Origin of the sequence: Pseudomonas jessenii (assembly GCF_002236115.1) — a bacterium.
In the GTDB taxonomy this organism is placed as follows: Bacteria; Pseudomonadota; Gammaproteobacteria; order Pseudomonadales; family Pseudomonadaceae; genus Aquipseudomonas; species Aquipseudomonas jessenii.
This window is the reverse complement of the sequence record NZ_NIWT01000002.1, coordinates 295,498-309,040: the sequence shown is the minus strand read 5'-3', so window position 1 is coordinate 309,040 and position 13,543 is coordinate 295,498. Positions and strand designations below refer to the sequence as shown.

The following is a 13,543-nucleotide window of genomic DNA, read 5'->3' as shown; positions in this document are numbered from 1 at the left end:
CCCATGCTGATAACGCTCTGGCTGCGCCTGGGCGCCTTCCTCGCCAGGCTGTTGCTGTGGTCACTGGTCCTCGGCGTGCTGGGCTGGGCCCTGGCCAGCGCCTGGTTTGCCTGGCAGCATCGCGGGCCAGTCTCGGCGCAGGAGTTGATTGCGGACGACGAAGCGGCGATGACCCAGGACATCATCCAGACCGCCGTGCGCATCGTCGATCAGCACCGTGAAAGCACCCGCTACCTGCGCGACGCCCATGCCAAGGCCCATGGCTGTGTGAAGGCCGAGGTTCAGGTGCTGCCGGAACTGCCAGGCGAACTGCGCCAGGGTGTGTTCAGCGAGCCGGGCAAAACCTGGCAAGCGACAATGCGCCTGTCCAACGGCAATGCCTACCCGCAGTTCGACAGCATCCGCGACGCCCGGGGCATGGCGATCAAACTGTTCGATGTGCCGGGCAAGCAACTGTTGAGCGACCGGCAGGGCCGAGGCGAACAGGACTTTGTGATGTTCAACCACCCGAACTTCTTTGTCAGTAATGTCGCCGAATACCGTCAGAACATCGCCGCCCAGGCCGACGGTAAAAAGATGATGGCCTTCTTCCCCGGCCGGGATCCTCGCACCTGGCAGGTTCGCCACCTGTTCATTGCCCTGGCGACACTGGCCCCTGCCCCGTCGAGCCCGACCCAGACGACGTACTTTTCGGTTTCCCCCTACAAATTCGGTGAAGCCAATGCGAAGTTCCGGGTCATGCCCGATCCCGATAGCTGCCCGACCTACAACCTGCCGGAACAGAATCGCAAGCTGCCAAACTTTCTGCGCAATGCGCTGAACCAACAGCTGTCGACCGACCGGGTGCCTGCGTGTTTCGCCTTGCAAATCCAGCGACAGGACGCCAACAGGTACATGCCGATTGAAGACACCAGCATTGAGTGGCGCGAGAGCGATGCGCCCTTCGAGACGGTGGCGCGGATCAAGGTTCCGGCGCAGGACTTCGATACACCGGCGCTGAACCTGCAATGCGACAACCAGTCGTTCAATCCCTGGTTCGGCGTCGAGGCGCACCGACCGATTGGCGGGATCAATCGCCTGCGCAAGGCCGTGTATGAAGCCGTCAGCGACTACCGGCACAGCCGTAACGCCGGACTGTAGGAGCGAGCTTGCTCGCGAAAAACCCATGGGCGCCGCTGGCTAATCTACGCGTTATCGTTAACGAGCATCGCGAGCGAGCTCGCTCCTACGGGGAGCGAGGAAAGCCAAATCCCGGACAGCAAAAAGCCCGCACAAGGCGGGCTTTCTGTGGTGACCTGGCGTTCAGTGTTCCAGGTTACCGAATATGGCGCAGCGGACGGGACTCGAACCCGCGACCCCCGGCGTGACAGGCCGGTATTCTAACCGACTGAACTACCGCTGCGCGTAGCGTTGAAAGTGGTGGGTGATGACGGGATCGAACCGCCGACATTCTGCTTGTAAGGCAGACGCTCTCCCAGCTGAGCTAATCACCCTTTACCTTCGTTGCGGGGCACATTATGCCACAGGTTTTTATAAAGTGTTGATTTATTTGAAGTTTTTTCAAAAAAATCTAAAAACCGGTGAAACGATGCAACCTGCAGGAACAACATACAAACTTGGAACAGAAAAAAACCCGCGTTAGCGGGCTTTTCGTGGTGACCTGGCGTTCAGTGTTCCAGGTTACCGAATATGGCGCAGCGGACGGGACTCGAACCCGCGACCCCCGGCGTGACAGGCCGGTATTCTAACCGACTGAACTACCGCTGCGCGTAACACTGAAAACGAATGGTGGGTGATGACGGGATCGAACCGCCGACATTCTGCTTGTAAGGCAGACGCTCTCCCAGCTGAGCTAATCACCCTTCGCTTCGGTGTGGCGCGCATTCTACGGAGCGACCCAACCTCTGGCAAGCACTTTTTAAAATAATTTTCTCAGCCCTTCCAAAGGCTTAGAGAAAGGTTGGCCTATGGCACGGCGAAGACAATAATGCCCCCCTTTGTATAAAGGAGAGACTCACCCCATGTGGTTCAAAAACCTGCTTATCTATCGCCTGACCCAAGATCTGCCTGTTGATGCCGAGGCGTTGGAAACTGCACTGGCCACCAAACTGGCGCGCCCATGTGCAAGCCAGGAGTTGACCACCTACGGTTTCGTCGCGCCATTCGGCAAAGGCGAAGATGCACCACTGGTACACGTCAGCGGTGACTTCCTGCTGGTGTCCGCACGCAAGGAAGAACGTATTTTGCCGGGCAGCGTCGTGCGTGACGCCGTCAAGGAAAAGGTCGAAGAGATCGAAGCCGAGCAAATGCGCAAGGTCTATAAGAAGGAGCGCGATCAGATCAAGGATGAAATCATCCAGGCCTTCCTGCCCCGCGCCTTTATCCGCCGCTCGTCGACCTTCGCCGCCATCGCGCCGAAACAGGGCCTGATCCTGGTCAACTCGGCCAGCCCGAAACGCGCCGAAGACTTGCTGTCGACCCTGCGCGAAGTGATCGGCACCCTGCCGGTGCGCCCGCTGACCGTGAAGATGTCCCCGACCGCGACCATGACCGAGTGGGTCACCACTCAGAAAGCCGCGGACGACTTCTTTGTGCTGGACGAGTGCGAACTGCGCGACACTCACGAAGACGGCGGCATCGTGCGTTGCAAGCGCCAGGACCTGACCAGCGAAGAAATCCAGCTGCACCTGAGCACCGGCAAAGTGGTCACTCAACTGTCCCTGGCCTGGCAGGACAAACTGTCCTTCGTCCTCGACGACAAAATGGTGGTCAAGCGCCTGAAGTTCGAAGACCTGCTGCAAGACCAGGCGGAACAGGACGGCGGCGACGAAGCCCTGGGCCAACTGGACGCCAGCTTCACCCTGATGATGCTGACCTTCGGCGATTTCCTGCCGGCGTTGGTTGAAGCGCTGGGTGGCGAAGAGACTCCTCAGGGGATCTAACGCCTTTTGATCTCTAATGTAGGAGCGAGCTCGCTCGCGCTGGAGTGTCAGTAGCCCCTCTTTGTCTGACACACCATCGCGAGCGAGCTCGCTCCTACAGGGGGGGGTTGTAGAGTCACTTAAAATAAGGATCAGGCCATGCGCGCACTGGCTGCATTAAGTCGTTTTGTCGGCAACACCTTCGCTTACTGGGTACTGATTTTCGCTGTCGTGGCGTTTCTGCAGCCGACATGGTTCATCGGCCTAAAAGGCGCCATCGTGCCCTTGCTGGGGCTGGTGATGTTCGGCATGGGCCTGACCCTCAAACTCGAAGACTTCGCCGAAGTCGCTCGCCATCCTTGGCGCGTGGCCCTGGGCGTGGTTGCGCATTTCGTGATCATGCCGGGCGTGGCGTGGTTGCTCTGCCAGATGTTCCACTTGCCGCCGGAAATCGCCGTCGGCGTGATTCTGGTCGGCTGCTGCCCAAGCGGCACCTCGTCGAACGTGATGACCTGGCTGGCCCGTGGCGACCTGGCGCTGTCGGTGGCCATCGCCGCCGTCACCACCCTTCTCGCCCCGCTGCTGACCCCAGCCCTGATCTGGCTGCTGGCCTCGGCCTGGTTGCCGGTGTCGTTCATGGAGTTGTTCTGGTCGATCCTGCAAGTGGTGCTGTTGCCGATCGTGCTGGGCGTGGTTGCCCAACGGGTGCTCGGCGACAAGGTTCGCCATGCCGTGGACGTGTTGCCGCTGGTGTCGGTGGTCAGCATCGTGATCATCGTCACCGCAGTCGTCGCCGCCAGCCAGGCGAAGATCGCAGAGTCCGGTCTGTTGATCATGGCCGTGGTCATGCTGCACAACAGCTTCGGCTACCTGCTGGGCTACTTCACCGGGCGCCTGTTCAAGCTGCCTCTGGCCCAGCGCAAGTCCCTGGCCCTGGAAGTCGGCATGCAGAACTCCGGATTGGGTGCCGCATTGGCGAGTGCACACTTCTCGCCACTGGCGGCGGTGCCGAGCGCCTTGTTCAGCGTGTGGCACAACATTTCCGGGGCATTGCTTTCGACGTATTTCCGCCGCATGAGCGAGAAACAGGATCGGGAAATGGCGGCGCAACAGGCCAGTAACTGAGTTGAAAACTTGATCCCCGGGTTAATGCTGGGCACTATATTGCGCAACGCGAGGACGACCTCGCGGCTCGATCGAGTCATTAATCAGGGGACGACCCCGTCAGACGATGGAGGTCTTCATGTCCTGGATCATTCTGTTTTTCGCCGGCCTGTTCGAAGTGGGCTGGGCCGTCGGCCTCAAATACACCGACGGCTTCACCCGCCCGCTCCCCACTGTGTTGACCGTTGCGGCCATGGCTATCAGCCTTGGTTTGCTCGGCCTTGCGATGAAGGAATTGCCGCTGGGTACGGCCTATGCGATCTGGACCGGTGTCGGCGCCGTAGGCACGGTGATCGCCGGGATCATTCTGTTTGGCGAGTCCATGGCGCTGGTGCGGTTGGCGAGTGTGGCGTTGATCATTTCCGGGTTGGTTGGCCTGAAGGTCAGCGCTTAACTTTCAGACCGCCATCGCGAGCAAGCTCGCTCCCACAGGAATCGAAGGTGTTGCGACAATCTGCGACACACCGTGGATCCCTTGTGGGAGCGAGCCTGCTCGCGAAGCGGCCCGCGCATACAACCGCTATCTGACGGCCCCACGCAAATCCCCCACCAACGCCTGCAACTTGACCGGCTCCGCCACCTCAACCGCCACCGCCGGCCCTGCCACCAACGTCACCCGCGACCACAACCGGCGAAACAGTCCTTTACCCGGATCGCGGCTGAAGAAACTCCCCCACAACCCCTGCAAAGCCAACGGAATCACCGGCACCGGGGTCTCTTCGAGAATCCGCGTCAAGCCGCCCTTGAACTCATTGATCTCGCCATCGGCGGTCAATTTACCCTCGGGGAAAATGCACACCAACTCACCGTCCTTCAGATACCGGGCAATGCGCGTGAAGGCTTGCTCATATATCTGGATGTCTTCCTGGCGCCCGGCAATCGGAATCGTCCCCGCGGTACGGAAGATGAAGTTCAACACCGGCAGGTTGTAGATCTTGTAGTACATGACAAAGCGAATCGGCCGACGTACCGCGCCGCCAATCAGCAAGGCGTCGACGAATGACACGTGATTGCACACCAGCAACGCCGCGCCCTCATCGGGAATCAAATCCAGATTGCGATGTTCGACGCGGTACATGGAATGGCTGAGCAGCCAGATCATGAAACGCATGGTGAACTCGGGGACGATCTTGAAGATGTAGGCGTTGACGCCGATGTTCAGCAACGACACCACCAGGAACAGTTGCGGGATCGACAGCTTGGCCACACTCAGCAAGACGATCGAGACAATCGCCGACACCACCATGAACAACGCATTGAGGATGTTGTTGGCGGCAATCACCCGCGCCCGCTCGTTCTCGGCGGTACGCGACTGGATCAGCGCGTAAAGCGGCACGATATAGAAACCGCCGAAGACACCCAGGCCGAGGATGTCGAGCAACACCAGCCAGGCGTGGCCAAAACCGAGGATCTCGATCCAGCCATGGCCGGCGGCGCTTTCCGGTATTGAGCCGGAATGCCACCACAGCAGCAGGCCGAAAACGGTCAGGCCGAACGATCCGAACGGCACCAGACCAATCTCGACTTTGCGCCCGGAGAGTTTCTCGCACAGCATCGAACCCAATGCGATGCCGACCGAGAACACCGTCAGAATCAGCGTCACAACGGTTTCGTCGCCGTGCATCCATTCCTTGGCATAGGCCGGGATCTGCGTCAGGTAAATCGCCCCGACAAACCAGAACCACGAGTTGCCGACAATCGAGCGTGACACCGCCGGTGTTTGCCCCAGGCCCAGCTTCAACGTGGCCCAGGACTGGCTGAAAATGTTCCAGTTCAGGCGCATTTGCGGCGTGGCCGCCGCCGCCCGGGGAATGCTGCGGCTGGCCAGGTAGCCGAGCACGGCAATGCCGATGATCGCCGTGGACACCACCGGCGCGTAATGCGCCGAAGACATCATGACCCCGGCGCCAATGGTACCGGCCAGGATCGCCAGGAAGGTGCCCATTTCCACCAGGCCGTTGCCGCCTACCAGCTCATCTTCCCGCAGGGCCTGCGGCAGGATCGAGTACTTCACCGGCCCGAACAGCGCCGAATGGGTGCCCATGGCGAACAGCGCCAGCAGCATCAACGACAGGTGATCGAACATGAAGCCGACGGCGCCGACCGCCATGATGGCGATTTCCCCAAGCTTGATCAGGCGGATCAACGCGTCCTTGGCGAACTTTTCCCCGAATTGCCCGGCCAGGGCCGAGAACAGGAAAAACGGCAGGATAAACAGCAGCGCACACAGATTGACCCAGACAGAGCGGTCACCTTCGATGGTCAGCTTGTACAGAATGGCCAGGATCAACGACTGCTTGAACACGTTGTCGTTGAACGCCCCGAGGGACTGGGTGATGAAGAACGGCAGGAAGCGCCGGGTGCGCAGCAAGGTGAACTGTGAGGGGTGACTCATCTTCCATGTGTCCCTGATGTTAGGTAGCGAGTGGCCTGGATTCTTATTGGATTATCAAAAGTCGATCCAGGCCACACCTTACCTAATCTTTGCCGGTTATTTCTTCAATCCGGCAATGCACGGCGAGACAAACAGCTCGCCACGCCAGGCGCCCAGCACCGTGCGCTTGCCGACGATCAGCCACATCACCGCCAGCAACGCCACCAGCACGCAGCCAAACACACTGAAGAACATCAGGCTCAAGATACTGGCCAGTTTCAACGTCGCCAGAGAATAGACGCCCAGCGGGAAAGTGAAGCCCCACCAGCCAAGATTGAAGGGAATGCCGGCACGCAGGTAGCGCACAGTGATCAGCAACGCCATCAGCATCCACCACAGGCCGAAGCCCCACAGGGTGATGCCGGCCACCAGACCCAGTCCTGCGGCAATCTCACCGACTCCCGGCATACCGTTGGCCGCGAAAATCAGCGGTGCATCGCCGCCCAGTACCAGCATGCCCAGGGCACCGGTGCCGATCGGGCCAAGGGCCAGCCAGCTCGAGGCGGCCATGTTTTCGTGGGGCAGTTTATGCAGGGCCATGCGCAGCAACAGAATGGTCAGGATGCTGAAGGCCACCGGCAGGGAAAACGCCCAGAGCACATAGCTGGTCACCAGCACTATCAGTTGCGAATGAGCGTCGGCCAAATGCGGCGCCAACAGGCCCCCGCTGGCGGCCGCCACTTCTGCCGCGACCACCGGTAACAGCCAGACCGCTGTCATCTGGTCAATGCTGTGCTCCTGACGGGTGAACATCATGTAGGGAATCAGCACGCCACAGGCCAGCGACATGGCCACATCCAGCCACCACAGCACCTCGGCGAGGTGAATCACACCGTCGCCCCAGCGCGGCAGGCCAAACACCAGGAAGCCATTGATGATGGTCGCCAGCCCCATGGGGATGGTGCCGAAAAACATCGAAACCGTGGAATGGCCGAAAATCCGCCGCGCCTCGTCGAAAAACAGCACCCAACGCGCCGTGTATACCGCCGTAAACAGCAGGAACAGAGCGATATTGAACAGCCAGAGGGCTTCGGCAAAGGCGTGCAAGGCAGGTGTGGCGACCGGCAACTGCGCCAGTGCCAACGCCAGCACACCGGTGCCCATGGTGGCCGCGAACCAGTTGGGGGTGAACTGGCGGATCACCTCGCGGGGATGCTGCAAATGACTGAAAGGTTTGATTCCGGGCTTGATGCTATTGGCGCATGTCATGGCGAACTCCTGTCCTCTCGTGAGGTAGAGCCCATGTTAGATCCGAATAGAATATCTATATAACGGGTAATATCTCTATATCTTATCGATATCACTTATATAGCGTCAGACACTCCCTTCCGATTCGATCACCAATATCCGAGCCGTTCCTACCGGTTGGCCTCGCAGACCCTGGCCGAGCGTGATCGCAGTAGACTCGCCATTGCGCTGAGAGCCAGCACAATCAGCATCGCACCATAACCATCGGTCGTTGCCACCAGACCAAAAGTGCGCTCCAGGTTCCCGGCCAATAGCGCCGGGAGGCAGAACGCCAGATAACTCAGCGCATAATATGCCGACATCAACCCGGCGCGCTCATGGGGCAAGGCCTGCGGCACCAGACTGCGCACCGCCCCGAGGAAACCGGCGCCGAAACCGCAACCGGCGACCAGCGTGCCGAGGAAAAACAGCGGCAAACTGGCGCTGTGCACGCCCAGTAGAATCAGGGCGACTCCCGCCGGCAGCGAACAGGCGCCCAGTTGCAGCGCCTTGGTCACAGCCTGATTGCGCAGGGTGTAAATCATCAGGGCGCCGGTCACCGTCAATGCGGCGACGGTCGCCCCGCCAATCAGATTCGAGGTCGAGCCAGTCGCCGTGCGCACCAGCGAAGGTGCCAGCGACGCGTAAAAACCGCCGAGTGCCCAGACCGCCGTGTTGAGCGGCAACACCCGCCACAAAGTGGAACGTGCCTGAGCCGGCACATGCAGGGTCGGTCGCAATGAGGCCCATACACCGGGCTGGCGCGAGACGCTTTCCCGCAATCGCCAGACATACACGGCCTGCATCGCGAACAGGGCCAGCAGCAGCCAGAAGGTCAAATGCAGCGGCGCGGGGGCAAACTCGGCCAACACACCACAACCCAGCGCCCCCAGAGCCATCCCGAGTAAAGGCGCGACGCTGTTGACCAGCGGCCCCTGCTCGCGGTCGGTGTCGAGCAGCGTTGCACTCAGAACCGCGGTTGCCATGCCGGTGGCGAACCCCTGCAGCACCCGGGCATTGATCAGCCAGGCGACGCTGTCGGCATGGATAAACAGCAACATCGCCAGGATGTTCAGCATCACCGCCGTAAAGATCACCGGTTTGCGCCCCAGGTAATCCGACAGCGAGCCGACCGTCAGCAACGCCGCCAACAGGCTGAGGGCGTACACGCCGAAAATCAGGGTCAGGGTCGCTGCCGAAAACTGCATCTGCTCCTGATACAGGTGATACAGCGGCGTCGGCGCAGTGGAGGCCGCCAGGAAACTGAGCAAGGTAACGGCCAAAAACCACAGGCTGGCACGATTTGAATGAGAACCGGGCATCGACACACTCCGCAAAAGCTAATTTTTTGCTTTTGCGGAGTGTGCTACTGGATCCCTCTTAAAGCAAATTCTTTGTGTTAAGGTCCGATGCATGGCTTTAGGGACCGGTTGCCAGCCGCAAGATCCGGTGCAATACAGGAAACACAAGATGACAGCTCCCACATTACGCCCCGGCGGCCGCAGCGCCCGGGTGCAAGAGTCGATTCATTCGGCCGTGCGCCAACTCCTTGAGGAGCAGGACCGCGCCAGCGTGACGGTGCCGCAAATTGCAGCGCGCGCGGGCGTCACGCCGTCCACCATCTATCGACGCTGGGGCGATGTGTCGGCGCTGCTGGCAGACGTCGCCCTCGCCCGCATGCAGCCCGACAACGAACCGGCCAACACCGGCAGCCTTCACGGCGACGTGCGGGCTTGGGCGGAGCAGTACCTGGACGAAATGAGTTCCGAGCCCGGCCGCAACATGCTGTGCGACGTGCAGGCGGCACTGAAGCCGAGTTATTGCGCGACAATCATCGGCGGGCAATTGCAGACGATTCTGGATCGCTATCCGGATGAGCCCAGGCCCAGTGTCGATCGGTTGATCAATCTGATCGCCGCGCCGACGGTGTTTCGCATCCTGTTTGCCGAGGCGCCGCTGGAGATCGAAGAGTTGCATCGGTTGATCGAGATCGCGTTCAGCCAGTAAGTCCCCTATCGCGAGCAAGCTCGCTCCCACAGGGGGGGGGGGGGCGAACACAGGGCAAATGTGGGAGCGAGCTTGCTCGCGATGGGGCCCGTCCAGACACTGCAAATCCCCCTGCGACACCCCGCCACGCCACGACCTTGGTCGACACTGACTAACGCTGGCGGTCGTGCGAGACTGTCTGTCCGGGCGGGAGGTCCGGATGTCTTTTGTCTGGAGTCCCCATGTCGCTGTCCACCGGGCTGATTGCCGTCGTCGCCCTGGCCTATATGGCCATCCTGTTCGCCATCGCCTTCTATGGCGACCGTCGCAGCGCGCCCTTGCCGCCGCGTGTGCGGGCGTGGGTGTATAGCCTGTCGCTGGCTGTCTACTGCACCAGCTGGACCTTTTTCGGCGCCGTGGGCCAGGCCGCCGAACAGCTCTGGTCGTTCCTGCCGATCTACCTCGGGCCGATCCTGTTGCTGGTCGGCGCGCCGTGGGTCCTGCAAAAAATGGTGATGATCAGCAAACAGGAGAACATCACATCGATCGCCGACTTCATCGCCGCACGCTATGGCAAATCCCAGTCGCTGGCGGTGGTGGTGGCGCTGATTTGCCTGGTCGGTGTGTTGCCCTACATTGCGCTACAGCTCAAAGGCATCGTGCTCGGCGTGAACCTGCTTATCGGCGCCGGTGCCGACGCCATGGGCACCCGTGCCCAGGACACCGCTCTGATTGTGTCGCTAGTGCTGGCGCTGTTCACCATCGTCTTCGGTACCCGCAACCTCGACGCCACGGAGCACCACCGCGGCATGGTGCTGGCCATCGCCTTCGAATCATTGGTGAAGCTGTTCGCGTTTCTCGCCGTCGGCGCCTTCGTGACCTATGGCCTGTACGACGGTTTCGACGACCTGTTCGACCAGGCCATGCTTGCGCCGCGCCTTGAACAGTACTGGAAGGAAACCATCAACTGGCCGTCGATGGTGGTGCAGACCGGTGTGGCGATGATGGCGATCATTTGCCTGCCACGGCAGTTCCACGTGACCGTTGTCGAGAACATCGATCCCCAGGATCTGCGCCTGGCCAAGTGGGTATTCCCGGCCTACCTCGCCCTCGCCGCCTTGTTTGTCGTGCCGATCGCCCTGGCCGGCCAGATGATGCTGCCCAGCTCGGTGTTGCCGGACTCGTTTGTCATCAGCCTGCCCCTGGCCCAGGCGCATCCGGCGTTGGCCCTGCTGGCGTTTATCGGTGGTGCATCGGCCGCCACCGGCATGGTGATCGTGGCCAGCGTGGCGCTGTCGACCATGGTGTCCAACGACATGCTGCTGCCTTGGCTGCTGCGTCGCAACAACGCCGAGCGCCCGTTCGAAGTGTTCCGCCAGTGGATGCTGTCGGTGCGCCGCGTCAGCATCGTGGTGATTCTGCTGCTGGCCTACGTCAGTTATCGCCTGCTGGGCTCGACCGCCAGCCTGGCGACAATCGGCCAGATCGCCTTCGCTGCCGTGACCCAGCTGGCCCCCGCCATGCTCGGCGCCCTGTACTGGAAACAGGCCAACCGCCGCGGTGTTTTCGCTGGCCTCGCCGCAGGCACCTTCCTGTGGTTCTACACCTTGATCCTGCCGATTGCCGCCCTCAGTCTCGGCCTGTCCTTGAACACGTTCCCGGGGCTGGCCTGGTTGCACAGCAATCCACTGAACCTGCCGATCACCCCGCTGACCCAGGGCGTGGTGCTGTCGCTGGCAGGCAACTTCACATTGTTCGCCTGGGTCTCGGTGCTGTCCCGCACCCGGGTTTCCGAGCACTGGCAGGCAGGTCGCTTCATCGGCCAGGAAATCAGCGCCCGCCCCAGCGCACGCTCGATGCTGGCAGTGCAGATCAATGACCTGCTGCAACTGGCGGCGCGCTTCGTCGGCGAAGAACGCGCCCGTCAAAGCTTCATCCGTTTTGCCTATCGCCAGGGCAAGGGCTTCAACCCTAACCAGAACGCCGACAGTGAATGGATCTCCCACACCGAACGCTTGCTGGCCGGTGTGCTGGGTGCCTCTTCGACCCGCGCGGTGGTAAAAGCCGCCATTGAAGGCCGGGAGATGCAACTGGAGGACGTCGTGCGCATCGCCGACGAAGCCTCGGAGGTGCTGCAATTCAACCGCGCCTTGCTGCAAGGCGCCATCGAGAACATCACCCAGGGCATCAGCGTGGTCGACCAGTCGCTGAAACTGGTGGCCTGGAACCGCCGCTATCTTGAACTGTTCAATTACCCGGACGGCTTGATCAGTATCGGCCGCCCCATTGCCGACATCATTCGCTACAACGCCGAGCGCGGATTGTGCGGCCCCGGCGAAGCCGAAGTGCACGTTGCCCGCCGCCTGCACTGGATGCGTCAGGGCCGCGCGCATACTTCCGAGCGGATGTTCCCCAATGGCCGGGTGATCGAACTGATCGGCAATCCGATGCCCGGCGGCGGCTTCGTCATGAGTTTCACCGACATCACCGCGTTCCGCGAAGCCGAACAGGCGCTGACCGAAGCCAACGAAGGCCTGGAGCAACGGGTCACCGAACGGACCCACGAATTATCGCAGCTCAACGTTGCCCTGACCGAAGCCAAAGGCACCGCCGAGGCGGCCAACCAGTCCAAGACCCGTTTCCTCGCGGCCGTCAGCCATGACTTGATGCAACCGTTGAACGCGGCGCGTCTGTTCTCCGCCGCCCTCTCCCATCAGGAAGATGGTTTGTCCGGCGAAGCGCAGAAACTGGTCGGACACCTGGACAGTTCGCTGCGCTCGGCCGAGGACTTGATCAGCGACTTGCTGGACATTTCCCGCCTGGAAAACGGCAAGATCAATCCGAATCGCCAGCCATTCGCCCTCAACGAACTGTTCGATACCCTCGGTACAGAGTTCAAGGTGCTGGCGCGAGAGCAAAAACTGGAGTTCCGGGTTCGCGCAAGCACGTTACGGGTCGACAGCGACATCAAATTGCTGCGACGGATTTTGCAGAACTTCCTGACCAACGCTTTCCGCTACGGCAAAGGGCCGGTACTACTGGGGGTTCGCCGGCACAAGGAGCAACTGTGCCTGGAAGTCTGGGACCGCGGGCCAGGTATTCCGGAAGATAAATTGCAGGTGATTTTCGAAGAGTTCAAGCGCCTCGACAGCCACCAGACCCGAGCCGAAAAAGGCCTCGGCCTGGGGCTGGCGATTGCCGACGGGCTATGTCGCGTGCTCGGTCATACCTTGCGCGTACGCTCCTGGCCGGGACGCGGTAGCGTGTTCAGCGTCAGTGTGCCGCTGGCCCGGGCGCAAACCGCAGCGCCGGTCAAGGTCGCCGAGTTCAATGGCAAATTGCTCAATGGCGCGCAGGTGCTCTGTATCGATAATGAAGACAGCATCCTGATCGGCATGAACAGCCTGCTCAGCCGCTGGGGTTGCCAGGTCTGGACCGCGCGCAATCGCGAGGAATGCGCCGCGTTGCTGGGCGAAGGCATGCGCCCGCAATTGGCGCTGGTGGACTACCACCTCGATCATGGCGAGACCGGAACCGATTTGATGGCCTGGTTGCGCACGCAAATGGGCGAGCCGGTCCCTGGCGTGGTGATCAGCGCCGATGGCCGGCCGGAGACGGTCGACCTGGTGCATGCCGCGGGGCTGGATTACTTGGCCAAACCGGTGAAACCGGCGGCGTTGCGGGCGTTGTTGAGCCGGTACATACCATTGTAACGAGGTTCAACACAGCCTCCTGTGGCGAGGGGGCTCGCCCCCGTTGGGCTGCGCAGCGGCCCCAAACCATTCAATGAGCCTCTTCAGATAAAACGCGT

Annotated in this window: 9 protein-coding genes and 4 tRNA genes; 6 read left to right on the top strand and 7 right to left on the bottom strand. The window is 61.1% G+C overall.

Going from position 1 to position 13,543, the window contains the following annotated elements; genetic code table 11:
- Positions 1-3 precede the first annotated feature (3 nt).
- Positions 4-1,140, top strand: a complete 1,137-nt coding sequence (locus tag PSJE_RS06035; RefSeq protein WP_090453944.1) for a catalase family protein — start codon at positions 4-6, stop codon at positions 1,138-1,140.
- A gap of 185 nt (positions 1,141-1,325) precedes the next feature.
- Here the strand turns inward: PSJE_RS06035 and PSJE_RS06030 are convergent.
- From PSJE_RS06030 to PSJE_RS06015, 4 genes are all read right to left on the bottom strand, one after another.
- Positions 1,326-1,402: transfer RNA gene (locus PSJE_RS06030), tRNA-Asp, on the bottom strand.
- Between the two features lie 15 nt (positions 1,403-1,417).
- A tRNA-Val gene (locus tag PSJE_RS06025) sits at positions 1,418-1,493 on the bottom strand.
- Positions 1,494-1,690: 197 nt separating this feature from the next.
- Positions 1,691-1,767, bottom strand: a tRNA-Asp gene (locus PSJE_RS06020).
- Between the two features lie 19 nt (positions 1,768-1,786).
- A tRNA-Val gene (locus PSJE_RS06015) sits at positions 1,787-1,862 on the bottom strand.
- A 159-nt stretch (positions 1,863-2,021) separates the two neighbouring features.
- Here PSJE_RS06015 and rdgC point away from each other — a divergent pair.
- The 3 genes from rdgC (at position 2,022) to sugE (ending at position 4,479) form a co-directional block, all read left to right on the top strand.
- Positions 2,022-2,942 carry a recombination-associated protein RdgC gene (gene rdgC / locus PSJE_RS06010; RefSeq protein WP_007969735.1) on the top strand — a complete coding sequence of 307 codons (921 nt, stop codon included), beginning with the start codon at positions 2,022-2,024 and terminating at the stop codon, positions 2,940-2,942.
- Between the two features lie 138 nt (positions 2,943-3,080).
- Complete coding sequence (locus PSJE_RS06005; protein ID WP_090453942.1) at positions 3,081-4,046, top strand: bile acid:sodium symporter family protein; 966 nt, start codon at positions 3,081-3,083, stop codon at positions 4,044-4,046.
- A 118-nt stretch (positions 4,047-4,164) separates the two neighbouring features.
- Positions 4,165-4,479, top strand: coding sequence for a quaternary ammonium compound efflux SMR transporter SugE (sugE, locus tag PSJE_RS06000; protein ID WP_007977599.1), 315 nt, complete (start codon positions 4,165-4,167; stop codon positions 4,477-4,479).
- A gap of 126 nt (positions 4,480-4,605) precedes the next feature.
- Here the strand turns inward: sugE and PSJE_RS05995 are convergent, their stop codons facing one another.
- The 3 genes from PSJE_RS05995 to PSJE_RS05985 all read right to left on the bottom strand — a co-directional run bounded on the left by PSJE_RS05995 (position 4,606) and on the right by PSJE_RS05985 (position 9,068).
- Positions 4,606-6,480 carry an MFS transporter gene (locus PSJE_RS05995; protein WP_090453940.1) on the bottom strand — a complete coding sequence of 625 codons (1,875 nt, stop codon included), beginning with the start codon at positions 6,478-6,480 and terminating at the stop codon, positions 4,606-4,608.
- A gap of 96 nt (positions 6,481-6,576) precedes the next feature.
- Positions 6,577-7,728, bottom strand: coding sequence for a TDT family transporter (locus PSJE_RS05990; protein WP_090453938.1), 1,152 nt, complete (start codon positions 7,726-7,728; stop codon positions 6,577-6,579).
- 149 nt (positions 7,729-7,877) lie between these two features.
- Positions 7,878-9,068, bottom strand: coding sequence for an MFS transporter (locus PSJE_RS05985; RefSeq protein ID WP_090453936.1), 1,191 nt, complete (start codon positions 9,066-9,068; stop codon positions 7,878-7,880).
- Positions 9,069-9,216: 148 nt separating this feature from the next.
- On the opposite strand from PSJE_RS05985, the gene PSJE_RS05980 reads away from it, so the two are divergent.
- Together PSJE_RS05980 and PSJE_RS05975 are read left to right on the top strand one after the other, a co-directional pair.
- The gene (locus PSJE_RS05980) at positions 9,217-9,753 is read left to right on the top strand and encodes a TetR/AcrR family transcriptional regulator (RefSeq protein ID WP_090453935.1); all 537 of its coding nucleotides are present in this window, start codon (positions 9,217-9,219) and stop codon (positions 9,751-9,753) included.
- 221 nt (positions 9,754-9,974) lie between these two features.
- Entirely contained in the window at positions 9,975-13,445 is a 3,471-nt protein-coding gene (locus PSJE_RS05975; RefSeq protein ID WP_090453934.1) for a hybrid sensor histidine kinase/response regulator, read from the top strand.
- Positions 13,446-13,543 lie beyond the last annotated feature (98 nt).